Below are 25,552 nucleotides of genomic sequence, written 5' to 3' on the forward strand. Positions count from 1 at the left end.
CAACCTTCTTTCGTGTTATAAGTTCATGTTCAAAAAGGGCGGTTTTCAGTACCAAGAAGATGGGATGAAGATAGAAATGGAGTAGCGGAGCGTAGGCAAACCTACGTGAGCAACAGACATTTCGGCTGAATTCCATCTTCGACGCTGAGATGCCGCTCGTGCATCCTTCGTAATCAAAAGCGGACTTTTTGAACAACCTCTATAAGTAAAACAAGGGGCAGTGTCAGCAGGATCGCCCCTCCCAGCACGATACATATTTCGCGTAGCGCACCCCACTTGGCCATTTCTACCGATGCCCCTGTCTGAGCAAGCCATTGCCATCGCATATCGTAGAACAACGTCAATCCCATGATGGCAAACGATGAAGCTAAACGTTCAATCGTCGTCGACAATGCCGATCCCTCATGCATATCTTCTTCTGATAATGCCTGTAAGCCTAATGCCGAGATGCTCATACCTGACAAACCAACCCCAATTCCTCGGCAGGCCATAAGCAAGACCAGAATAATAAGTGGGGTATTCAGCGGCAGGAAGGCAAAGGATACAATCGAGAACGCCACAAGCGCGGTGCCCCATGCGATAAATTGCAATGACCGACCACGATCCATCAGACTGCCGCCGATCCACATGAACAGACTTGTGCAGATCGACAGTGGAATGAACAACGCACCGGATAAGGCTGGCGACATGTGAAAGACATCTTGGAATAAAAGCGGTAAAGCGAAGATCACCCCAAACATCACGCAATCCTGAATGGTGGAGATGAGCACGGTTAACGGAAACACCTTATTCCGACGTAATAGCTGATACCGAATTAACGGTTCTTTTCGTCTGTTCTCCGTTTGGATAAAACGGATGAGCAGCGCAATCCCTACGGCCATAAGGCTCCAAGGTACGCCGTCACCCACAATAGGACTAGCATATAGCTGAAGTCCCAGGCTAAGTGCGACTATCCCTCCGATCAACAAGATCATGCTGGATAGATGCCACCGCTTGCGGCGGGCTGGCAGATATATCTGGATGTATCTGCCGCATAAGATGAAGGAGAATACAGCGAACGGCACGTTCAGCCAGAATAAATATTCCAGTCTGCCATACTCAATGATGAATCCACCTAAGGTCGGGCCAGCCGTTGGAGCAAGCATTAGGAGCATTCCCCACGCTCCTGTGATCCTGCCTCGCACCTCCGTGCCGTAATAATCAAACAACAAAACAAGGGATAACGGAATCATCAAACCTGCCGCCACGCCATGCATGAATCGTACAATCAACAATACCTCGAAGTAGGCATGGAACAGTGCACCAACTATGGAGAATATGCCATATAGACATATGCCTAACATATAGGTCTGTTTTCTGCCCAAACGATCTACGATCAGAGAGGCCATCGGCATCGTCAGCGTCATCGCAAGCATGTACAAAACAATGATCCATCCGCCTGCTGTCGTCGAGATATTATAGTGTTGGACAAAGTAGGGTAACAGCAGATTAAATGCACTATTCGTTAGTACAAGAGCAAAGGCTCCCGTAAGAATAGCCCACAGAACGGCATGACCCTTGATTAGTGATAAATTCATGCTGTAGCTGTCGTTAAAGCAATAGCTGCCTGCACGGATTTCTCAAAAATCGCCAGTACTGCCGCTGTCTCCTGCTCTGTAATATTGAGTGGTGGCAGGAAACGGATCACAGCCGAATGACGACCACCAACTTCCACAATTAAGCCATTGTTGAAGCATTCACGCTGGATGGACGCGGCTAACGCTCCATTTTGTAAATAATGTCCTAAGCGATCCTTCGAGCCAGCAGGATTAACGATCTCTACCCCAATCATCAGTCCTCTACCCCGAACATCTCCAATCTCTGCATACTGTCCTTTTAATTGCTCCAATCGATGCATGAACTGATCACTGCGCAATTGCACGTTCTGAAGAATGTTCTGCTCTTTCATGTGGCGAAGGGTAGCAAGTCCTGCGGCCATCCCTAGCTGATTACCTCGGAAGGTTCCCGTATGCGCGCCGGGCTGCCATTGATCCAGTTCTTCTTTATAGATCACAACGGCCATGGGTAAGCTGCCACCTACCGCTTTGGAGCAGATGATTACATCGGGTACAATCCCAGCATGTTCAAATGACAACATCCGCCCTGTGCGACCAATGCCTGTCTGAACCTCATCGATAATCAGTGGAATGCCACGCTCAGACGTAATACGGCGCAATTGCCGCAGCCATTCGAGATCTGCTGGAATAACCCCACCTTCACCCTGTACGGTTTCGAGAATAATGCCACACGGCAGCGCAATACCGCTCTCGCAATCATCCAGCAGATTCTCAATGTATTGGGCGCTAAGCTTGGCGGTCATGCCCTCCCCCATCCCAAAGGGGCAACGATACTCATAGGGAAATGGTAGAAAATGTACATCGGGCAAAAGGCTCTGCAGATGTTGCTTTTTGCTTAGGTTACCGCTCATCGCCATAGTCGCCTGAGTTGAACCATGATAGCTTCCTTGAAAGGCAAGGATGGACTTGCCACCAGTCGCATTTTTGACTAGTTTAATTGCCGCTTCTACCGCATCGGCTCCGGTTGGCCCACAGAACTGAATTTTGGCCGTATCCTTCAATTCTTTTGGAAGAATGGTGAGTAGTTCTTGCATAAATGCAAGCTTAAGTGGTGTTGCTAAATCCAAGGTATGTAACGGAATCTGTTGATCAAGCACACCACGAATCGCATCCGTAACAGTCTCATGGTTATGTCCCAGAGCAAGCGTTCCTGCACCTGCAAGACAATCATAGTAGTTACGACCTTCAGTATCGGTAACCGTAATCCCTTTAGCCTTACTGATCACAAGTGGAAAGTGTCTAGGGTACGAGCGCGCATTCGATTCCTTTTCATTTTGAAGCTTCAGATAGTCGGACTGAACTTCTACTGACATTGCATATTACGCTCCTTATGATCAATTTGAGATGAACTATATAAATTGTGAAATAAAGAATAGTTACACTTGCCACTCCGATGACAGAATAACCTTCCGATCACTGTTATCCCCAGATTTTTTTGATTCCCTTTTTCAAAGGGAAAATCCGGAGATAAAGGCGAACGCTCCGCTTCTCCATGTTATTTCTGTCCTCTCCGTTCTCGTGTAAATATTTAGGTCGTGTCTGAAAACTCCCTAGTTCAATTTATCTAGAATCCATTTGTACTTATTGCTATGGTGTCAGGACTGGTTCATGCTGAACAAGATACTCTAAATACATGCGCACAACATCACGCGTAGTGCCCCCATGAGGAAAGACGTGATGCGTCATATCCGGAAGTGCATTCACTTCCAAAATGCCCCCGTTCTCTTTCGTAATCGGAACCCGAATATCCGAGCAGCGGATATCGATCCCGGCTACATCAATCTGTAGTGCGTTCGCAGCTTCGATCGCCATAAGGGCGTTATCCTCATGCATATCTTCCGTACAATCCATATAGAACTCGCTGATGTTCCCAGCGGCTGAATTACGTAGAAGGTATAGCTCAATCTGTCTGCCTAAGGAAGGCACATCCTTAGCAGTAACTCCCTGTGCACGCAAGGCTTGATGCAGTTGTGCGGAATCCTCTTCAAGCTCCAAGAATGCTTCATATTCTCCGATATGGGTCAATTGAAGTCGTTCCTGATTCAATCTCTGAATTAACTCCTTAATCGTTGAGATCCCATCTCCCTCCACGAAAACAGGACGATATTTATTTACAGCGGCAATAGCCCCGTTAATGACTAGAACCCTATAATCTATGCCTCGCACAAAGCGCTGGAGCATAATACTTCCACTATGAGCTAACGCTCCTTCAATCGCGGTCTCCATCTCCTGAACAGTTTGTACATCAAGCGTTACGCCAGCACTGCTACTTGCATCAAGAGGTTTGACAACTATCGACTGATTCACTTCTAGAAAACGAACAGCCTCTTCTCCCATTCCACTTAGGACAACAAAGGAAGGCACAGGCATTCCTTGCTGCTCTAACAGCATGTTACACACCTGCTTGTTCTTCGCCAGCAGTCCGGCAATTAGCGGTAGATGATGAGACCTCGTCTTGTTGATGATGATTCTTCTATCCTGGGATGAGAGTTCCAGAAAATCCTCACAGCCTGCAAGGAGTGGCTTGCAGGCGATTCCCATCTCCAGGGCTTTGCTAAGAATGAGTCGGTTTTGCAGATTCTGAATCCCTTTCGGAAACACTGGAAATCCTCCCCGATCCAATGAAACGTGCTCTCGCTTCTGCTTCATCCGGTTTTTAATTAGGTTTATTTTGATAATGATTATCAATATCACCTAAATCTATTTTATGGTAAATATAGTATTTATGTCAATTGAAAACTTTAAAGGAATTTTAAGTATATTCAGAGTAGGTGTTTGATGCGCAGATGGTCATAAATCTTTATGTTGATTGATTCGGTGATTGAGTTGTGATAGTGCTGAGATACGATCGTAGGGTGGGTTAAAATAAAGATTGTGGTGTGGCTAGGTAAAGTTGATTTACTCAGGCGAAGATACGGTTGAGGCTAGATATGGAGGGTACATGTCATAGTGCGTGTTCAAAAAGGGCGGTTTTCAGTACCAAGAAGATGGGATGAAGATAGAAATGGAGTAGCGGAGCGTAGGCAAACCTACGTGAGCAACGGACATTTCGGCTGAATCCCATATTCGATGCTGAGATGCCGCTCGCGCATCCTTCGTAATCAAAAGCGGACTTTTTGAACAACCTCTAATAGAGTCAGTAGGAGAAAAGAGACAAACGCCCCACTATGAAACCTAGAGACGTTTGTCAGTTTGAAAGGGAAACAAATCAAGCAGCTGCCTTAATACTTCAACTTGGGACATGTATCGGTCAATAGCATTGAGGTTGCCTGATTGGGTCAATGGTTCCTAGATCGGACGATACTAGGATATCGACACTTGTAGTTCTTCATCCTTAAGCCAGCTGGGTGTGGCGCTTCTCTGCGTTTACCTTTCTTCCCTTTCCATGTGGGATACAGGTCGGCGTCCCAAACAACGGATCAACAGCAATCTCGCATTCCATCTGAAACACAGTACGAATCATGTCCTGCGTAACGATCTGCTCCGGTTTCCCTTCTGCGTAAATGGATTTGTTATGCACGGCCACGATGTGATGTGCATATCGACAAGCCAAATTGATATCATGAAGCACCATCACAATGGTACGCCCTTCTTGCTCATTTAATTCAAATAATAAGTCTAGTATCTCAATCTGATGAGTCATATCCAAATAAGTTGTCGGCTCATCCAGCAGCAACGTTTCCGTGCCTTGAGCCAGTGTCATCGCGATCCAGGCACGCTGGCGCTGACCACCAGACAATGCATCGACTGGTCGATCCGCTAGCTCCGTTAGATGTGTCGATTCAAGTGCTAGCTTAACCATGCGTTCATCTTCCCGAGACCATTGCTTCAGCCAGCTCTGATGCGGATATCTCCCTTGTCTAACCAACTGACTGACTGTGAGACCTTCCGGTGCGGAGGGGCCTTGTGGCAGGATCGACATACGTCTTGAAATCTCTTTGGTAGGTAGCTTGGCAATCTCGTCACCATCTAACAGTACGGAGCCTGAGCTGGATTTTAACAATCGGGCCATCGTGCGTAGCAACGTCGACTTGCCACATCCGTTACTACCGATGAGCACCGTAATCTGTCCTTTTGGAATCGTCAGATTCAGATTATCTATGATTGGATCTGCTCCATAAGAGATAGTAAGGTTCTTTGCTTCCAAAATACTCACGATTCTCTCCTCCTTAAAACTGATTTCGATTCTTAAACAATAAATATAGGAAAAATGGTGCACCGATCCCTGCCGTAAATACACCTGCTGGCACATCAAGTGGAAGGAAAGCTGTACGCGCAATCAGATCGGCACTTAGTACAAGCAAAGCACCAACGAAACCTGATACTACAAGCAAGCTTCCAAACATTCTTCCTACTAACTTTCGAGCGATATGCGGTGCAATTAAACCTACAAATCCGATCGTTCCAGCCACTGCGACGGCGATACCTGCAAGCAGCACACTACATAAAAGCAATAATGAACGGTGCCATTGCACGGTTACACCAAGTCCAGTTGCCACATCATCACCGAACTCTTGTGCATTCAGACTTCTGGCAAACCACATCGCGAGCGGTACAACAATAATAATGACTGGTAGAATGGTTCGGATATCAAGCCACGATGCCCCATAGATGCTGCCTGTCAGCCAGATATAAGCTTGTCCAGCCGTATAGAATGGGCTCAGAATCAGCATAAAGGTCGTCCCTGCTCCCATAATTGCCGAGATTCCAATCCCGATCAGAACGAGGCGGATGGGGGTTACTCCCTTTTTCCATGCCAGCACATATATCACTAGCGCCGTAACCAGCGCACCAATAATGGCAAACAGCGGAAGTAACTTAATGCTGATCGTTCCACCCAGAATGGATACGAAACCAACAGCGGCAACGGCTGCGCCACCTGTGATCCCGATGACATCCGGTGAAGCGAGCGGATTACGAATGATGCCCTGTAGGATGGCACCCGACATCCCCAATGCTGCCCCTACGAGCAGAGATAACAGCACACGAGGCAACCTTAAGGTGAGCACCACAAAATCGTAATCACCTGCACCAACTTTTAAGATGGTTTGCAGCACATGTAACGGAGAAATATAATCACTGCCTATACTTGTGCCTACAATCGCAGCAATGAGAGATAATATAAACAACACAATGATGACCAATAATGATTTCCGTTCCATTTGCAGTGAGATGGCATCTTTTTTTGTGCGAAAGGTTAACATCTTTCTCATATTTTCGTCCCCCCCTTACGAGCTATGTATACAAAGAAGGGGCCGCCGATGATTGCTGTCATGACACCAAGCGGTATTTCCTGCGGCATAATGACCAGTCTTGCGACAACATCAGCCGATAACAGTAAGATGGCTCCCCCTAGAATAGAATAGGGTACTAGCCAGCGATAATCATTTCCCACCAGCGCACGCATGATATGTGGAACAACGAGACCGACCAGGCCAACCGAGCCGGCAACGGCAACTGAGCCACCAGCGAGCAGTACGGTAACAACACCCATGAGCAGCTTCACTAACAGCACATTCTGTCCCATGCCTTTGGCAATATCATCACCCGTCAACAGTAGATTGACCGCCCTTCCCATGAAGAGCGCAATAATTGCCGCAATCGTCATATAAGGAAGCACAGGGTATAACATGTCCAGCGTTCGTCCACTTACCGAACCAGCCAGCCAGAACAAGACATCCTGAAGACCCGTTCCATCTAATATAAGTACAGCTTGAGTGAAGGAGGAGAACAGTGCTGTAATTGCAGTACCTGCCAGTACAATTTTGATTGGCGTTAGCCCGTCTCGCCCAAGCGACCCCAGCCCATATACGATAGCAGCAGCAATCGCTGCACCTGCAAAACCGAACCACATCATGGTATTTAAAGATGATACCGACAGAACAACAATTGCAATTACAATAAAGAAAATGGCTCCTGCATTGATGCCGAACACACTCGGTGAAGCTAGCGGGTTACGGGTCAACGCTTGCATAAGTGCCCCCGCTACAGCCAGACTCGCCCCTACAACTGCAGCAATGACCGTACGTGGCAGACGTTCTGTTAACAGAACGATATGTTCGATGGATTGTTCATCATAGTGCCGGAATGCATCCATCCCATCCTGCAACGTAATCGCTGTACGTCCAAAGATCATACTGGACACACAGGCCAACATCAGCAAAATAAATAAACCCACAATTCCATAAATCTTTCCGCTTGTCTTTGTAAAAAGGGGAAACATATTCTCACTCTTTCATCCATGAAATGCAAAAAGACCTGCCAGCCCATACACTTTGCTTCAAATGTTGGTGCATGGCAGGTCTCGCTCCCGTTAATTCAATTTGAAATATTCATACAGATCATCCAGCATCATATTAGCGGATGTATATCCTCCTGCCATGTTCCAAGCCACTTCGTCGACTTGAACCAGCTGGTTGTTTTTGACAGCATCGAGGTTCTTCCATAATGGACTACTTGTCCAATCCTCATAGTTCTTCTGAATCGCTTCCGTCTCTGTACCTGAATTGAAGTTAAAGATCAGATCAGCATTCATATCTGGAATGCTCTCTTTGGACGTCAATTCAACACCCCAAGTATCTTCATCATGACCTGCTGGTCTTGTGAAGCCAAGTTCTTTCAGAATTTTACCTGCATAACCCATGTAGAAGATCCGAACTTGATCAGCTCTGAAGTTGGTAATGGTTACTTCGATCGGAAGACGATCACCCATTTTTTCTTTGAAATCAGCTACACGCGTATCCCAATCTGCAAGCAGCTTGTCTGATTGCTCCACCATGTTCATCGCTTCACCAGCCATTTTCACGGTTTCTTTCCAATCAAACAGCGTCTCCGTTACAACCGTTGGAGCAATCTGTGACAGTTGATCATAGATGTCCTCGTGTCTGATTTTCGTCGCAATAATGAGATCTGGCTTCAATTTGTTGATCTCTTCCATATTCGGCTGAGGCTCTTGACCCACTTGTGGTACCCCATCCAGATCAGCTCTCAGATATTCGTATACAGGTTGCTGTACCCATGATTCAACTACACCTGTGGGCTTAACACCCAGAGCAACGACAACGTCATTCGCACCTTGGAATAAGGTTACGATTTTCTTCGGTGTGCCTGTAATGGTGGTTTCACCCATAGCATGCTTGATCACTCTAGTCTGATCTTCTGTGGTATTGCTCGTTGTATCGCTTTCACTACTGCTCGTATTTCCGCTCGTAGCTTGGCTTGCCGTATTTGTTGTCTCTGCACTTCCACCCGATGCACACCCTGCCAGCAGTGAGATCATCAATAGAAGTGTAGCGTACATCAATAGCTTTTTCTTGAATCTAAACATCGTAACCCGACTCCCCTTTGTCTTCTAAATGATATTGAATCTCATTCTCATTTGTATTGTAATGTAGTTATGTGCTTTGTTCAAGCATTTATTTGGAAAAAAAATCCGAGGTATTCGGATATAATTCGGGCTCCTATTACTTATTAATATAGGGACTGTGAGCGTTCCATCTATATTCCTCATATAATTTTATTTTTATCAAACATACATTTATGTATTATTTCACTTATTAAACAATGCGTAATTTATGATTATCTAAGAGGAGCTCCCTCTTGTTTTCACATATGAACATGCTCATACCTCTTTATACCTACCTCTTGCATCCCATACGAACTGTTGATTAGGTATTATTTCGTGATTATCGTTCAGAACGATTTTATGTAAATCTATTCCTGTAATTTACTGTCGCACTATGTTAGATTACCCATTGGAATAATATACATAAATTAGATGGGGGTTATGAAACATGAAGAAATCTTGGATATTATCATTGATTATGAGTTTTGCTTTGCTTGGAGGCGTATTCCTACCTGCTGGTTCTTATGCTGCTGCAGCTGAGGATACAACACCTGCCTACTCAGAAGACAGTGAATATGGTTACGATACATCCCAAGACGAGCCGTTACCAACGGACGAAGAGATCGATTTTCTGGACTACATTGATAAATTGACAGAAGCGGCAGTATATGAAGAAAAAGCGTTCAACGCGGTAAGTGGCGGTACTATTATCACTTCTGCTAATCGCAAATCTGTGTTTCTGAAATTGACCAATACCGCAATCCCTAACTACACCAAATATGTATCTAAGCTAAAACTAGTAAAACCACAAAATGCTGAATTACAAAAAATTCATGCCAAACTGGTCAAAGGAAGCTACACACAGCTTGAAGCGTACCAGTTGTTCAAGAAGTCGGTATCCAAAACTAAAGTGAACAGCACGTTGCTGAAACAAGGTAACGCTAAACTCGCTCAAGGTGCTAAACTGATTGAGCAGTCCAACAATGAGCTGGTTAAATATGCAGCTAAGCTTGGTTATGATCTATAAGCTGTAGTGCTCATTACGGAAAAATCAAAAAAGTGAGATAAAAGTAAAAAAAAGTGTTTTCTTTTGCAGATTTAGTTCGTATAATAACGCTATAATCAAAAGGCTATGCTGCCGTAAGGTACAACCTCGTGAACATTGGGGGTTGTGCCTTTTTTGCGTTTATAGCCGGGTTCTATAACTTTTATCCATAAGGAGTGACTTAAATGCTACTCGAAGCTATTTACCATCGTCCCAAATTAAATTGGTCGTACGCTTATGACCGCTCTACAATGCATCTTCGGCTGAGATCCAAGCGCGGAGATGTAGACGCCGCCTATGCCATTATCGGGGATAAGTATGCGTGGGATCGAACGATGGAAACTCTCCCCATGCATCTGTTCACCAGCGATGCCTTGTTCGATTATTGGGAAGTTGAGGTACAGCCACCTTATCGCCGGTTACGTTACGGTTTCCGGTTAGAGAAGGATGATCAATGTGTGTGGATGACCGAACGCAGATTCGAGACAGCACTGCCGGAAAATTCGTTGGAGTTCTTCGATTTCCCATTTATGAATCCGGCAGATATTTTTGAAGCTCCTGCTTGGGTAAAAGAAGCTGTTTTTTATCAAATATTCCCTGAACGTTACGCTAATGGCGATCCCTCCATCAGTCCAGCCAATGCGGAGCCGTGGGGCGGTGAGCCTACGCCAGTTAATTTTTTCGGAGGTGACTTGCAGGGCATTATCAACCACCTCGACCATCTGGTTAACCTCGGCATTAACGCAATCTATTTCTGTCCATTGTTCCAGGCAACGACGAACCATAAATACAACACTGGCAACTATCTCAAGGTAGATCCTCATTTCGGCACGAATGAGAAACTGAAAGAACTGGTGGATGCCTGTCATAAGCGTGGGATACGAGTGATTCTAGATGCGGTATTTAACCACTCAGGCCGAGAGTTTTTCCCTTTTGCCGATATCCTTGAAAATGGTGCATTATCCCCCTATGCTGATTGGTTCCACGTTCGGGATTGGCCGGCACGGATCGAGGATGGCATACCAACGTATGATACCTTTGCCTTCGAACCCTTGATGCCTAAGTTAAATACAGAGCATCCTGAGGTGAAATCCTATCTGCTGGAAGTGGCACGTTACTGGATTCAGGACATCGGCATAGATGGCTGGCGACTTGATGTGGCTAATGAGGTGGATCATCAATTTTGGCGTGAATTCCGACAAACCGTCAAAAGCATTAACCCCGATGCCTACCTATTGGGTGAAATCTGGCATGATTCCATCATGTGGCTTCAGGGTGACCAGTTTGACGCGGTGATGAACTACCCGTTTACTAACTCTGTGCTCGATTATGCTGTACACGGTAAGCTGGATGGCCTAGGGTTCGCTGACGAGATCGGTAAACTGCTTATTGCTTATCCTCAATCGGTTACTGAGGTTTCATTTAACCTGTTAGATAGCCATGATACGCCGCGACTACTGACCGAATGTAAGGGGGATGTACGCAAAATGAAGCTCGCCCTGCTCCTGCTCTTCACCTATCCTGGCGTACCTTGCATCTATTATGGAGATGAGGTTGGGCTCGAAGGTGGCTACGATCCTGGCTGCCGTAAATGCATGGAATGGGACGAAGACAAACAAAACAAGGATCTTCTTAGTTTCTTCACAACAATCATTCATTTACGCAAACAACATCCTGCACTTCGCAGCGCTAATCTCAACATGCTCCATGCCAGTGCTGGCGATCCTTGCCTAGTTATCGAACGACATGATCCGCACACAGGGGAATATTTCGTGCTTATACTCAACGCTGGTGATCAATCCCGCTCGCTCGATCTCACGCTTTCTGTAGCGGGAACCTGGCATGATGTATTCAACAAAGATTCATTTCAAACGGATCAGACGAATAAGCTCCAGATTGAAGCTTTCGGATTCCGACTATTACAGTTGAAGAATATGAAACAATAGATTACTAGAAAATAAATGCTTTTAAATTATATATTGACAACTAAACCAATATTTAATTATTATAACGTTGTGAAGATAACTCGAGGGCTATGCTTTTGAACCAATATGGTTTAGAACAACCCCGGTAACTCCAGCAGGAGATGCCGGGGTTGTTGGCATGCCATAAGGGAGGCGATGTGCTCCATAAAATTGAGAGATTCATTATTTGTAAGCGCTATTACGGTAAGTTAGAACGATATCCAAACTACATGATGAAGGGTGGATTACCATGTTCAAATTAACCAAGCGAGTCATGCTCAGTGCCACACTGGCACTCGGCTTGATGGCGGGAAGCGCCTTCCCTTTTCTAACCACAGCGTCTGTTTTCGCAGATCCTGATACTGCCGTAACCAATAAGCAGAATTTCAGTACAGATGTCATCTATCAGGTGTTCACAGACCGCTTCTCTGACGGCAACCCCGCCAACAATCCAACAGGAGGAGCTTATGACGCAAGTTGTAGCAATCTTAAATTGTACTGTGGTGGTGACTGGCAGGGTCTAATTGACAAAATTAATGATAACTACTTTACCGATCTAGGCATAACCGCGCTCTGGATCTCTCAACCTGTTGAAAATATCTACTCCCTCATCAACTATTCGGGTGTCAACAACACAGCCTACCATGGCTATTGGGCGCGCGACTTCAAGAAAACGAACCCAGCCTTTGGCACGATGACTGATTTCAAAAACTTGGTCGACACGGCTCATGCCAAAGACATTAAGATCATCATCGACTTCGCTCCTAACCATACCTCCCCCGCCATGGAAACCGATACTTCATTTGCTGAAAATGGTAGGTTGTACGACAATGGCAACCTTGTAGGCGGGTACACCAATGATACCAACCAGTATTTCCATCACAATGGCGGCTCTGACTTCTCCACACTTGAGAACGGCATCTATAAAAATCTCTACGACCTGGCTGACATGAACCACAATAACGGTACCATTGATACGTATTTCAAGGATGCGATTAAACAGTGGCTGGACATGGGCATTGACGGAATTCGTGTTGATGCCGTGAAGCATATGCCTATGGGCTGGCAAAAGAATTGGATGTCTTCGATTTATACACATCAGCCTGTGTTTACGTTTGGCGAGTGGTTCCTGGGATCATCTGCTTCAGATGCAGATAATAATGATTTTGCGAATAAATCCGGTATGAGTCTGCTGGACTTCCGCTTCAATCAAGAAGTACGGAATGTCTTCCGTGACAATACGTCCACGATGTACGCACTAGATTCCATGATTAGCAGCACTGGAGCGGATTACAATCACATCCATGATCAGGTTACTTTTATCGATAATCACGACATGGATCGTTTCAAAACAAATGCTGTCCAAAACCGGCGTCTAGAGCAAGCCTTGGCATTTACATTAACCTCGCGCGGTGTACCTGCCATCTACTATGGAACAGAGCAATATATGACTGGGAATGGTGATCCAGATAACCGTGGTAAGATGCCTTCCTTCTCCAAAACATCCACGGCGTTCAATGTCATCAGCAAACTTGCTCCATTACGTAAGTCCAATCCGGCAATTGCCTATGGTTCGACGCAGCAACGCTGGATCAACAACGACGTGTACATCTATGAACGTAAATTCGGTAATAGCGTTGCTGTCATTGCAATCAATCGTAGTACCTCAGCGCCTGCATCCATCTCAGGTCTAACCACCTCGCTTCCTACGGGTACATATACGGACGTGCTTGGTGGCGCACTTAATGGCAGTCAGATTTCCTCTAATGGAGGAAACATCACGTCCTTCAATCTTGCAGCAGGCGCTACAGCCGTTTGGCAATATACAGCGAATGAGACCACCCCAACCATTGGTAATGTAGGTCCAACCATGGGCAAAGCGGGAAATGAAGTCACGATAGATGGTCGAGGATTCGGTCCTTCGAAAGGCACCGTACACTTTGGAACTACAGCGGTAACAGGTGCAGCCATCACCTCTTGGGAAGATACACAGATCAAGGTTAAGATCCCAGCCGTTACGGCGGGTAATTATGCGGTTAAAGTAACAGCGGGCGGCGTTAGTAGCAATGCGTATAATGATTTTACGATTCTTAGCGGAGATCAGGTTTCTATCCGATTTGTCATCAATAACGCCACCACTTCACTCGGTGAGAACATCTATCTGACCGGAAACGTGGCTGAGTTGGGAAGTTGGTCCACAGGCTCCAGCGCAATTGGGCCAGCGTTCAATCAGGTCATTCATGCATATCCAACCTGGTACTATGACGTTAGTGTTCCAGCCGGTACGCCGCTAGAGTTCAAGTTCTTCAAAAAGAACGGCTCTACGATTACATGGGAAAGTGGTTCCAACCATACCTTCACTACCCCGACGAGCGGAACAGCTACGGTTACAGTGAACTGGCAATAACATAATAATTGATTGAAGATAAACCCATCACGAAACCCGGAGTACGCTGATACAGCGTAGACTCCGGGTTTATACATAGGTACGGGTTAATTGGATTGAGGTTAGGGTCTCGTAAACTCATATTGAAGCAGAAGGCACTTCCGTAATGATGTCAGTCAACTTTAGACATAACATCACGGGAAGCGCCTGCTTGGCGTATGCTAGAGCGTTTACTTGATGTTCGACTTGATGTTCGACTTGATCTTTTGCTTTTTCTCTTACTTAATGTGCTACTTAATCGATAGTATGATGGCTACTCAACCGCTACTTAATATGTGGCCACTACTTGAACTCAGACGTGTTTCATCACTTCTTATATTTAATCGACTACGATTTCGCGGACGAAATAATGCACAGAGCACAGTTATCCTTTGGAAGCCCCTGATGTAAGACCCTGAACTAGAAAGCGCTGTAGGAAAACGAACAATAGCGTAATTGGAATGGCGATCAGTACCGCTCCTGCGGCGAACATCGTAAAGTTACTGTCCTGATAACGGTTGACCAGATCCCACATTCCTACCGCAAGTGTCCAATTCTCCTTCGTACGCAGTACCAGACGGGCAAAAATAAAGTCCATCCATGCCCCTGTGAAGCTAGTTAAAGCTACATAGGTCAGCATCGGTTTGGATAATGGCAAAATGATGCTGGTGAATACCCGCAAGTGGCTTGCACCATCGATACGAGCTGCTTCATCCAGGCTGCGCGGAATGGTGTCAAAGAATCCTTTGACGATGAACCCACCCAGTACTGCTCCTGAGGAATAGACCAGAATAAGCGCAGTATGAGTGTCGAGCAATTTGATTTGCAGCAAAATGATATAAATCGCAATCATGCTCATGAAACTTGGAAACATGCCAAGAATCAGCATGGTGGAAAGTATTGTTTTGCGCCCACGGAAACGGAAACGCGACAAGGCATACATCCCCAGTGTCACCATGAGTGTCGAGAAGATCATCGTGAAAAAGGCAATTTTCAGCGTATTCATATACCAGCGGCCATACATAAAGGATGGATTGTTAAACAGTTCACCATAATGGGATAGCGTGAAGGCTTCTGGCCACAGACGCTCACTAAACAATGCCGCACCCGGTCTTAGGGAAGAGAGAAAGATCCAGAGCACCGGATAGATGGAGACGACGGCAATGATCAGTAATAGCAGGTAACTCACAGCCAGGCGCACCGGATTATTGCGTGTCTTCATTGAATCATGTCCTCCTCCTTGAATGACTTGGAGCGGCGGAAATTCCAGATGGAGAATGAAGCGATAATCAGGAAGATAATAATACCTACCGCTGAAGCCATGTTGAACTTATTGTTATCCAGCGTGAGCTTGTAGAGCCAGGTTACGAGCAGATCCGTTGCGCCAGCATACTGATAATCCCCACGTAGCGGGTTGCCGTTAGTCAGCAGGAAGATCACATTGAAATTGTTGAAGTTACCAGCGAACTGCATAATGAGCACAGGCGTAGTCGCAAATAAAATGAATGGCATCGTAATGATTCGGAATTTCTGGAATGCAGAAGCCCCGTCCACTTCAGCAGCCTCATACAGATCACGCGGAATGGCTGTCAACACACCCAGAATCAACACCATGCTGACCGGGATACCGATCCACATGTTGACGACTATGACCGTAACCTTTGCCCAGAACGGATCGGTCAGCCAAGGTAATCCCTCTAGCCCAAAAGCTCTCATATACGTATTGATCGGCCCAAACTGACCGTTAAACAGATTACGCATCAACAACAGGGAAATAATCTGCGGGATGGCATAAGGCAGGATGAAAATTGTACGCCACAGCTTCTTAAAGCGTATGCCCCGCTGTTCAATTAATAGCGCCACGAGCACACCGCCGAAATAGGTAGTGACCGTAGCTAGAATGGCCCAGATCACCGTCCAGGTGAGGACACCATAGAACGTCTGACTCCATGACTTAAGCTGGATGAGATCCGTAAATGTCTTGAAACCAACCCAGTCTACCAGTTTAGCCGGTGGAATATGATCCGGTGCCGAATAGTTCGTAAACGCGATGGTGACCGTGAACAAGATTGGCATAATGGTGAAAAAGAGTATGCCAAGTGCCGGAATGGACAGGAACAGATATGGGAAGTTTCGATCCATCATGTTGCGGATCGTGGCTCCCGCACTTCGTATTTGCTTGCCTTCTTCTCTAGCAAGCCCGGTCATGTATGCATCCCGGATATTCAAAATGTAGATCAGAATAAACACAAAAAATACCAGCAATACGATAATTCCATCCAGCAATAAAAAGATGGAATGGTCTCCTTTTTGAAGCACGGTGGAACCATTCACTTTGACAAAACGCTGTGTATTTTCTCCCAGTGTCCATATTCCCCATACCGCATGGGACAGGCGAGGAAGCAGGTACGCAAGCCCTACTCCCTCCAGCAACAGTAGTACAATTCCTTTGATCCATTGCCGATTATACAACTGCCCCAGACCTTGCAATATGATGGAACATATGGCCGCCGTCATCCGGTGCTGCTTCTCCCTTCCGGGGCCTACAGGCACCGGGACATGCTGCTGTTGCATTCGCTCTCTCCTCTCCGACCCTTTGCTAATCTGTATAAATTGAATAACAGAGAAATACACTGATCACTCCGATAACAGCACAAGCTTCTGATCGCTGTTATCCCCGGATTTTTCCAATTCCTTTTCTAAATGGGGACATCCGGGGATAAAGTCATGTAGATGCTTCCGAAGCAAGCTTTCTTTCAGAAAGCTTTAAGTTTCACTTCTTCAGCTTGTTCTTATGCATATCTTCGTGTCGTCGTTCGTTCTTACTGCACGGTTGCAAGGCTCTCCTGGATCTGCTTCACGGCATTGTCCAGCGATGCTTTGACATCCTTGCCCGTATCCCAGATATCCGTAATGGCTGATGTGATCGGCCCCCAGACGCTGTCCATTGCAGGAAGGGAAGGCATTGGAGTCGAGTTATTGAACTGTTCAAGGAACGCATTGTTAATTGGATCTTCCTGAACCTTCGGATCAGCTGCGACGTTCTTGTTCGCTGGAAGTGTACCATTCAGTTCAAAGTTCTCCATCTGAGCCTCTTCATTCGAGAGGAACGCAGCCAGCAACTTGGAGGCATTCGGATATTGCGTGAATGCATTTACGTAATAAGCTTTGACCCCTGAGAAAGATGTCATTGGTTTGCCATCAATCGCTGGAAGTGGAGCAACACCGAAGTCGATTCCCGCATTGCGGTAATCAGCTATCGTCCACGGCCCGTTAATATCCATCGCCAGCTTGCCGCTGGAGAACAATCCTTTTTTGATATCGTAGTTCACATCACCCATCTTCAGCGGCAATACTTCAGACTTCAGTGTCTGTAGGAACTGCCCACCCTTCTGAGCGCCTTCATTATTCAAACCAAGATCTCCGCTATCCATCCCGTTATTACCGAAGATATATCCGCCCTGCGATGCCAGAAACGCATAATTGTAATAGAACTGCTGCAGTTCCCACATCAATGCGTATTGATTGGACTTGGTATCATTGAAGGTTTGGGCGAAGCTGATAATCTCATCGAAGCTTTGTGGAGCTTCCGGGTATAATGCTTTGTTATAAAAGAGGGCATATGTCTCAACGCTGTACGGATATCCGTACAAGATATCCTTGAAAGTCACCGCCTTGAGGGCATTCTCACTTGTATTCGCTACGGTTTCTGCTTCAAAAATGTCATTTGGCAAGATCAGTCCTGCTTCTGAAGCGCTACCAATTTTGTCATGTGGAAACACGACCACGTCTGCTGCCAGCCCTGCCGGTCCATCTGTCGTTAATTTCGTCACCTGATCCGTCGGAGGCAATTCCTCCATTTTGACGGTTACACCGTACTTCTCTTCGAACTTTTGCACTCTTTGCTCAATGAAGCTGCTTTGATTTTTGTCCTCCCAGATGACCAAGGTTGCTCCTTCCTCTGGTTGAAGATTCTCGGCTGTCAGTTGTACAGCTTCTTCCGGATTCTCGCCTGCTATTGTTGGAGATGTAGTTCCCCCTCCTGCCGAGCATGCGGCCAGTGTGAAAGCCATTACGACAGACATTGTTGCCCCTTGCCATTTTCTCATGTAAAATGTCCCCTTCCCTCTGTTTGGTTCAACGAAATTGCGCTCCTCACCCTTTGATCAACGTAAGATGTCAGGTACTGTGATCCTTGTTCTTTTTTGTACAAACGTTTGCTCAAACAAAAGACAGAATCACATTTTTGTTCGATATGTAGGGAGAAATGTGCTCGGAAGTATGTAAAACCAGAGATGTAAGCGCTACAATAACACTCACATCATACAATACGATACTTTCTTTGTACAAACGTTTGCACAAGCCATATCGCTTCAATTTTAACCATTTTCTCTCATTTTGCGGAAGTAATTCTCTATTCCCTTCTTCTAACTCATTCTTCCTTTATTTTACTTCCTTCGTATTCTGTATCAGGTAGGTAATAATTGATTTCTCGTATCCTTTGCATTACCATAGGGGAAAGTTGAAATGATTGTTCAGAGGGGATTTATTACATGATTACGATCAAGGATATAGCCAAATTGGCGGGTGTCTCCCCTTCTACAGTGTCACGGGTGATTTCCAACCATCCCAGAATTAGCGCCGAGACGTCTCTCAAAGTAAAGCAAATTATGAAAGAACTCAACTATCATCCCAACATTATGGCGAAAAGCCTTGTGTCCAAAACGACGCAAACCCTTGGGATTATGCTTCCGCGCCCTGCAGAGGAGTTGTTCCAGAACTACTTTTTTGGGGAATTGCTACGAGGTATTATTACACTCGCCACACGCAACAATTATGAATTGCTGCTAACAACTGAAACATCATCCGATGACGAACTTCATGCCATATCCCGGCTTGTGCACGGCCGAAGAGTAGATGGCATTCTGCTGCTAGGTTCGAAGCGAGATGATCCGATCATTTCATTTCTTGAAGAGGAAGAGTTTCCTTTTGTCCTGATCGGTCGTAGTGAAGCTCACCCAAACGCACCCATGGTGGATAATGACAATGTGCAGACTGCTTATGATGCCACGCAGCATCTGATTGCACAAGGGCATACGCGGATTGGATTCGTGAGTGGCCCGCCGGATATTACGTTATCACATGATCGTATGCGCGGATATCAGAAGGCTCTTGCCGAAGCAGAGCTACATGCCAATCGGGACTGGATTGTAGAGGGTGAATTCCTACAGGAGAGCGGATTCCGAGCGATGTCTCTATTCATGTCTTTGCCTGATAGACCAACAGCCATTGTTGTTATTGATGATAATGTGGCTTTTGGAGTGCTGAGAGCTCTTGCCGAGCTTGGGTATCAGGTACCTGAGGATATTAGTGTAGTTAGCTTTAATAATATTGCGCTATCTGAACTCGCTTCACCGCCACTCAGCTCGATTGATATCGGAACCTATCAGCTTGGTTATACAGCAGTTCAAGTGTTACTCAAAATTATAAGCGGGGAGCCGCAAACGCATAATCCCGTTATTATTCCACATCGACTGATTGTGCGAGAATCCTCACTCTTCTCCAAAACCAAGTCATCTCTGAGCTGACATAAGCTGACGTATGAAGGCTCTTGTGTGTTAGTGCAAACGTTTGTCCCAATCAGATCGGGCAAGATGCACGATGTCGACTCGTAAGTGAGGTCACAATAAAGAAGCCGCATCATGAGATGCGGCTCTTGATTAATTTTACAGAACTATACGCACGGTTGTGTATGTTCTCTTTGGACACATGAAGTACTGCAATTGCATTGAGCTTTGCATACTCCGTCCGACTATGCTTGCACTAGCGATTCTATTACTGCGCACTCGAATTAGTATGAACTCCAGCCTGCATCCGCCGTAATGACCGTTCCGTTAATGAAGCTGGACTCATCCGAGCCGAGGAATAGAGCCACTTGGGCAATCTCTTCACTCGTACCTACACGTGGGTTGATCGCCATACCTAGTTGTTGACGTCCAGCACCAAATGGACTTATTCCCGCCATCGATGAGCTAATGTTAGTTGCCACAGCTCCTGGAGCGATGGCATTACAACGAATGCCTTGCTCAGCATACATATATCCGGTATTTTTGGTGAAACCAATCACCGCGTGTTTGGAGGCTGTATAAGCGGCTCCTGCACGTCCGCCGTGCAATCCGCCCGCTGAGGCAATGTTCACAATGACTCCTTTTTGCTTCTCTTGGAAGATCGGCAGTACTTTACGCGTAGTCCGCATCACGCTGGTTGTATTTACGGCAAACAATCTCTCCCACTTCTCATCCGTAATATCTGCTGCTGGCTCCATGCCATCCATAATGCCTGCATTGTTCACCAAAATGTCCACAGTACCGTATGTGCTTACCGTCACATCAATCAGATTTTGCACATCTTCTTCTTTGGCTACATTAGCCAAAACCACGATCGCTTCTCCGCCTGATTCCTTGATCTCACTAGCTACCGTCTGAGCAGATTGCTCGTTAATGTCTGACACGACTACTTTGGCACCTTCTCTAGCATATAGTGTAGCAATCGCTTTTCCCATGCCTGAACCCGCACCTGTCACAACGGCAACTTTATCTTGAAGTTTCATATCTTGAATCCTCCTTTTTGTATTCGTTTACAATAAGTTAACAAACAAATGTTCATTAACTTGTATCCTTAGTATAATAATTCATAGCTTTTGGTATCAATCAGTAAAAGCTTGTCCTTTTGTACGTTAAGCAACAATTCAGACGTCTATTGTACGTTTATTGAATCGGACTCTTTGAACAACTGCTAAAATACGAGTTCAAAAAGTTCGCTTTTCAGTACCGAGAAGATGGGATGAAGATAGAAATGGAGTAGCGGAGCGTAGGAAAACTACGTGAGTAACGGATATTTCGGCTGAGTCCTATATTCGACGCCGAGATGCCCTCAGGCATCCTTCGTAATCAAAAGCGTACTTTTTGAACAACCTATATAAGGGAGGAAATTCGATGTCAGACCCTACTGAATCCACGGATCGAAGAATTAAAAAATCCAAAGCTGCCCTGAAAAATGCACTCATTAAGCTTATGCAAAAGCAAGCGTTCCGAGAAATATCCATCACCGATATTGTGAAGTTGGCGGATCTGAATCGTGGAACCTTCTATAAGCACTATCAATACAAAGAAGATCTGTTTAATGAGATCATAGATGATGTCATTCAAGATCTAGTCACCTCCTACCGTGAGCCGTATCAAGGTAAAGAAATATTTGAAGTGATTCATATGCCATCATCAGCCATCCGCATCTTTGAGCACGTCTATCAGCATGCTCCATTCTATACTCTTGCCGTCAAATCCGAGGCATCCTCCAGCTTCCAACAGATGATCTGTAATGTTCTTCGTGACCTCGCCTTACAGGATCTGAACGAAATATTCCCGACGCATATCAACCGCGAGCTGCTTGCAAGTTATCAGGCGCATGCCATCTTCGGCATGATTATTGAGTGGATTCATCAGGAGTTCAGACACAGCCCTGGCTATATGGCCGAGGAATTGTTCAAAATTATTAATTATAAACCTGCTAATCTGGTCTATCATTCGACTCATCAACAATCCGCAGCACAATATGTACAAAAAAATGGAATGACCCTGGAATGAATGATTGTCATTTGCCTCATATTAAGTAAGGTGTAGCTGAATAGATTCGTAGGATATGGTTAAAAGAACATAGACGACATATTCAACTTTTTACATGTAAACCTAATTTGATATGAGGAGGAATCATGATGACATCTTTTAAATATCGGCTTGAACAAAAGGAACCTCGGACAGGCTCTGGCGGAATTACCCGCGGCGCTTCGGTTAAAGATTTCCCTGCTTCAATCGGCATTGCTGGCGTATCCATGCGATTAGAGCCGGGAGGCATGCGTGAACTGCATTGGCATGCAAACGCAGCAGAATGGGCTTACGTCATCAGTGGCTCCTGTCGTACAACGGTGATTCATCCGGATGGACATGCCTACACGGATACGTTCGAGCCCGGTGATGTCTGGTACTTCCCGCGCGGATATGGACATTCCATCCAGGGTCTCGGCCCAGACGAATGTCATTTTATTTTGATTTTTGATAATGGCGATTTCTCGGAGGATCATACATTCAGCATCACAGATTTCATTACACAAACGCCAAACAACATTGTCGCTCAAAATCTTGGCATCACCGAAGAACAGGCAGCCAAGCTGAATCAGGGCGAGGCCTACTTTGCCAAAGGGCCCGTACCCAACGATAGCTCATCTTCCGGTACATATCGTCGTAACTCAGAGCTGACAACGATTCACCGGTATCCACTCCTTGCCAAACAACCTCGACGAGCACCAGGAGGAGGTACGCAACGCACAGTGACCGTTGAAGATTTCCCCATCTCTACCACGATGGCTGGCTCGCTCATTGAACTACAGCCGGGTGCGCTACGAGAGATGCATTGGCATCCTAATGCGGACGAGTGGCAGTACTACATTAGTGGTCAGGCTGAAATGACGGTATTCCTGGCAGAGGGTCATGCGGTCACAGAGCATTTCGAAGCAGGCGATGTCGGCTATGCACCTATGGGGGCTGGTCATTATATCAAAAATACCGGAGACGACGTCTGTCGTGTGTTAATCGGCTTCAACAGCGGGCACTATGAAGCCATTGATCTGAGTGAATGGATTGCAGGTAATCCAGACGATCTATTGTCCACGAATTTGGGTATGTCTAAAGAAGAAGCGGCTCAGCTTCCAAATGATACACTTTTTATTGCACCAGACCAGCATAAGGATAAGAATCATTCCTGAATGACAACTAACATGTATTGCGTTTCCCTTTGTGTAGAACCCGTCTAGCTAAAACAAGTGATCTATGTTTTACCTACGATGTTCACACAAGAGTGGGAAAAGTACATGCCAACATATGTGGTTACACTCCTATCGTATCGGATAGACTGATCTGCCATCACTGCTTTCACGCCCCAGAAGAGAGGTTGCGTCTATGTCCTTAACGCCTGATTCGACCAATGCTCATCAAGATACAACTGAACATATTGGACATACTTTAGAACGCTTAGAGCCGGGATTATCCCGGCTTTTGTTATCATTAGCTCTAGTGTTGATTGCCGGATTCATTGATGCCATTGGCTATCTAGGATTAGGCAAGGTTTATTTATCTTTTATGAGCGGTAATAGCACCAAGCTAGGGATTGCACTCTTTAAAGGGGACTACTCCGCATGGGCAACGACAGGGGTTGTCGTGCTGCTATTTATTGTGGGGGCATTTATCGGCACCTTGATAACGGATCTATTCAGGCAATATCATTTGACGTTAATTTTAAGTGCGGAATCTATCTTATTCGTTATTGCGATCACCTTGGTCTTATTGCTCCACACCAACAGCATTCTCTTTCCACTCGCAGTGGCGATGGGCATGCAGAATACGATGCACCAGATGGTTGCACATGCGGACGTGGGGAAAGGTTTCGTGTCAGGAACGTTGTACGGCATTGGACAAGCCATCGCTAAGGCAGTACGTGGCAAAGCCCCTGCATCCGAATGGGCTGTGTTGGCCTTATCCTGGATTACATTTGTCATCGGTGCCGCTCTGGGAGCACTCCTGTTCACTCAGGCGAGTCTATTGATTTCCCTGTTCGTCGCCTTATCTGCTCTTGTGCTGCTGATTCCATATGCACTCTACATGCAACGACAAAGAACGGTTAACCCTGGATAACTCGGGGTCAACCGTTCAAGCCATCATATTCTGTACCGTTCTATGCAGCTAAGAAGCACACGTTATAGAGGTTGTTCAAAAAGTCCGCTTTTGATTACGAAGGATGCGCGAGCGGCATCTCAGCTTCGAATATGGGATTCAGCCGAAATGTCCGTTGCTCACGTAGCTTAATCTACGCTCCGCTACTCCATTTCTATCTTCATCCCATCTTCTTGGTACTGAAAACTGCCCTTTTTGAACACGCACTTATAGAAAATTACAGACCCAGCTTCTGCCCTTTCTCCAATCGCTGAATCTGCTGCTCTCCCGTATCCGCGAGTTCACGGAACTGTGAGATCGTCTCCCTCATCCGCGGTAATGCTTCCTGTTTATACACACTGATCGAATCCAGTGCAGACAGGACATCCGTGAACGCTTGCTTCATCGTATCGACCGAAATGCTCGCATCATACGCCTGCTTTTGAATGGCGATGCCCTGATCCTTGAGCATTTTGGATGTGCCTGCGATGAGGTCATTCGTCGTCTGGTTCAGTAGTTCAATTTTCTGCAAAACAATCTTCTGATTATAGAGCGCACTTGCTACGGTTACGGCAATTTTCAGTGCCGATATGGTTACATTTTTCGCCCGATCTACCCCGCGAATGAGTTCCTTATTGTTACGGATGACCACTTCAATCGCCATGATCCCCTGCTGGTTCACCACCAGCATCTGCTGTAAATCCATCACCCGTTGCCGAAGCGGGAATAACACTTCCTCTGTGATAAAGCGAACCTTCTCAGGATCTTCATTGCGTACTTTCGCCGCCTCAATCTGTCCATCAATGGATTCGTCCATCAGCACACCTAACTGGATCTCTTTCTGTAATCGCTTCGTTAAATCGCGCAAATTCTGCTGTTCAATCTCTAAGGTGGTATTGTCATTGCGTAAAGTCGCTCGCCCTTTGTCCAGCGAGGTCACGATGTCTGCAATAACTGCATCTGCTTTCTGGTACTTCAAGAAATACGCGCGCAGCGGATTAAATAACTTGCCCAGAAAGCCGGTCTTGGCAAAGTCGACCACGCTCGGGTCGAGATCCTTCAGTTGCATATGCAGCTCAGTTAAGCCTTTGGCTACCTGACCGCCCTCGTCTCCCGTCTTGGACAGATGTCCAACGGAGACTTGAAGCAACGCGTTTTTCTCCGAAGAGGATCTCATCGTGTTCATACCAAAGCCCTCAATGGATTGCAGAATCTCCTTGCGCTTCTCCAACGATTCAAGGTCCAGTGTCATGATCATCTCTACGTTGGCACTCGCGACTTGTTGCAGCTCGGCGATCTCTGCAGGCACTGGCTTCACTTCTTCCTCAATTACCTTCTGAATTTCCTTCTGACTAGGTATCTCCATGGAAAATGACATTGACGTTCCCCCTTAAAA

Annotated in this window: 19 protein-coding genes; 7 read left to right on the plus strand and 12 right to left on the minus strand. The window is 46.0% G+C overall.

The genetic code is table 11. The annotated features are described in order from the left end of the window. Positions 1-173 precede the first annotated feature (173 nt). The 7 genes from M3636_RS28260 to M3636_RS28290 all read right to left on the minus strand — a co-directional run bounded on the left by M3636_RS28260 (position 174) and on the right by M3636_RS28290 (position 8,943). Positions 174-1,577: an MFS transporter gene (locus tag M3636_RS28260; RefSeq protein WP_251384669.1), complete on the minus strand. Its 1,404-nt coding sequence runs from the start codon at positions 1,575-1,577 to the stop codon at positions 174-176. Next, a complete protein-coding gene (locus M3636_RS28265) occupies positions 1,574-2,929 on the minus strand; it encodes a diaminobutyrate--2-oxoglutarate transaminase (protein WP_251384670.1) in 1,356 nt (451 codons plus the stop codon). The genes M3636_RS28260 and M3636_RS28265 overlap by 4 nt, the downstream gene beginning before the upstream one ends. A gap of 274 nt (positions 2,930-3,203) precedes the next feature. Then, positions 3,204-4,217, minus strand: coding sequence for an ATP-grasp domain-containing protein (locus M3636_RS28270; protein WP_251384671.1), 1,014 nt, complete (start codon positions 4,215-4,217; stop codon positions 3,204-3,206). Between the two features lie 733 nt (positions 4,218-4,950). Beyond that, a complete protein-coding gene (locus M3636_RS28275; RefSeq protein ID WP_145410418.1) occupies positions 4,951-5,772 on the minus strand; it encodes an ABC transporter ATP-binding protein in 822 nt (273 codons plus the stop codon). A gap of 13 nt (positions 5,773-5,785) precedes the next feature. Continuing rightward, a complete protein-coding gene (locus M3636_RS28280; RefSeq protein WP_145410416.1) occupies positions 5,786-6,829 on the minus strand; it encodes a FecCD family ABC transporter permease in 1,044 nt (347 codons plus the stop codon). Further along, positions 6,826-7,839 (minus strand): FecCD family ABC transporter permease, encoded by a 1,014-nt coding sequence (locus M3636_RS28285; protein ID WP_251384672.1) that lies wholly within the window; start codon positions 7,837-7,839, stop codon positions 6,826-6,828. Before M3636_RS28285 ends, M3636_RS28280 begins: the two co-directional genes overlap by 4 nt. Before the next feature lie 90 nt (positions 7,840-7,929). Beyond that, entirely contained in the window at positions 7,930-8,943 is a 1,014-nt protein-coding gene (locus M3636_RS28290; RefSeq protein ID WP_251384673.1) for an ABC transporter substrate-binding protein, read from the minus strand. Between the two features lie 466 nt (positions 8,944-9,409). Here M3636_RS28290 and M3636_RS28295 point away from each other — a divergent pair, with 466 nt between their 5' ends. The 3 genes from M3636_RS28295 (at position 9,410) to M3636_RS28305 (ending at position 14,377) form a co-directional block, all read left to right on the plus strand. Continuing rightward, positions 9,410-9,988, plus strand: a complete 579-nt coding sequence (locus tag M3636_RS28295) for a hypothetical protein (protein WP_128100449.1) — start codon at positions 9,410-9,412, stop codon at positions 9,986-9,988. 203 nt (positions 9,989-10,191) lie between these two features. After that, the gene (locus M3636_RS28300) at positions 10,192-11,952 is read left to right on the plus strand and encodes a glycoside hydrolase family 13 protein (protein WP_128100448.1); all 1,761 of its coding nucleotides are present in this window, start codon (positions 10,192-10,194) and stop codon (positions 11,950-11,952) included. A gap of 268 nt (positions 11,953-12,220) precedes the next feature. Next, positions 12,221-14,377 carry an alpha-amylase family glycosyl hydrolase gene (locus tag M3636_RS28305; RefSeq protein ID WP_251384674.1) on the plus strand — a complete coding sequence of 719 codons (2,157 nt, stop codon included), beginning with the start codon at positions 12,221-12,223 and terminating at the stop codon, positions 14,375-14,377. 403 nt (positions 14,378-14,780) lie between these two features. Here M3636_RS28305 and M3636_RS28310 read toward each other — a convergent pair whose 3' ends face one another. The 3 genes from M3636_RS28310 to M3636_RS28320 all read right to left on the minus strand — a co-directional run bounded on the left by M3636_RS28310 (position 14,781) and on the right by M3636_RS28320 (position 18,504). Next, complete coding sequence (locus tag M3636_RS28310; protein ID WP_056695093.1) at positions 14,781-15,617, minus strand: sugar ABC transporter permease; 837 nt, start codon at positions 15,615-15,617, stop codon at positions 14,781-14,783. Further along, positions 15,614-16,969 carry a sugar ABC transporter permease gene (locus tag M3636_RS28315; protein WP_128100445.1) on the minus strand — a complete coding sequence of 452 codons (1,356 nt, stop codon included), beginning with the start codon at positions 16,967-16,969 and terminating at the stop codon, positions 15,614-15,616. Before M3636_RS28315 ends, M3636_RS28310 begins: the two co-directional genes overlap by 4 nt. 248 nt (positions 16,970-17,217) lie before the next feature. Continuing rightward, a complete protein-coding gene (locus tag M3636_RS28320; protein ID WP_251384675.1) occupies positions 17,218-18,504 on the minus strand; it encodes a sugar ABC transporter substrate-binding protein in 1,287 nt (428 codons plus the stop codon). Positions 18,505-18,948: 444 nt separating this feature from the next. Between M3636_RS28320 and M3636_RS28325 the strand changes: the two genes are divergently transcribed. Next, positions 18,949-19,983 (plus strand): LacI family DNA-binding transcriptional regulator, encoded by a 1,035-nt coding sequence (locus M3636_RS28325; RefSeq protein ID WP_251384676.1) that lies wholly within the window; start codon positions 18,949-18,951, stop codon positions 19,981-19,983. A 263-nt stretch (positions 19,984-20,246) separates the two neighbouring features. Here M3636_RS28325 and M3636_RS28330 read toward each other — a convergent pair whose 3' ends face one another. Beyond that, the gene (locus tag M3636_RS28330) at positions 20,247-21,005 is read right to left on the minus strand and encodes an SDR family oxidoreductase (protein WP_251384677.1); all 759 of its coding nucleotides are present in this window, start codon (positions 21,003-21,005) and stop codon (positions 20,247-20,249) included. 385 nt (positions 21,006-21,390) lie between these two features. Here M3636_RS28330 and M3636_RS28335 point away from each other — a divergent pair, with 385 nt between their 5' ends. The 3 genes from M3636_RS28335 to M3636_RS28345 all read left to right on the plus strand — a co-directional run bounded on the left by M3636_RS28335 (position 21,391) and on the right by M3636_RS28345 (position 24,138). Next, positions 21,391-22,038, plus strand: coding sequence for a TetR/AcrR family transcriptional regulator (locus M3636_RS28335; RefSeq protein ID WP_251384678.1), 648 nt, complete (start codon positions 21,391-21,393; stop codon positions 22,036-22,038). Between the two features lie 125 nt (positions 22,039-22,163). Next, positions 22,164-23,213 (plus strand): cupin domain-containing protein, encoded by a 1,050-nt coding sequence (locus M3636_RS28340; RefSeq protein ID WP_251384679.1) that lies wholly within the window; start codon positions 22,164-22,166, stop codon positions 23,211-23,213. Positions 23,214-23,406: 193 nt separating this feature from the next. Beyond that, complete coding sequence (locus M3636_RS28345; RefSeq protein ID WP_251384680.1) at positions 23,407-24,138, plus strand: YoaK family protein; 732 nt, start codon at positions 23,407-23,409, stop codon at positions 24,136-24,138. A 256-nt stretch (positions 24,139-24,394) separates the two neighbouring features. On the opposite strand, the gene M3636_RS28350 is transcribed toward M3636_RS28345, so the two are convergent. After that, the gene (locus M3636_RS28350) at positions 24,395-25,534 is read right to left on the minus strand and encodes a toxic anion resistance protein (protein ID WP_251384681.1); all 1,140 of its coding nucleotides are present in this window, start codon (positions 25,532-25,534) and stop codon (positions 24,395-24,397) included. Between the last annotated feature and the right edge of the window lie 18 nt (positions 25,535-25,552).

Origin of the sequence: Paenibacillus sp. MER 99-2 (genome assembly GCF_023714095.1) — a bacterium.
GTDB lineage: Bacteria > Bacillota > Bacilli > Paenibacillales > Paenibacillaceae > Paenibacillus.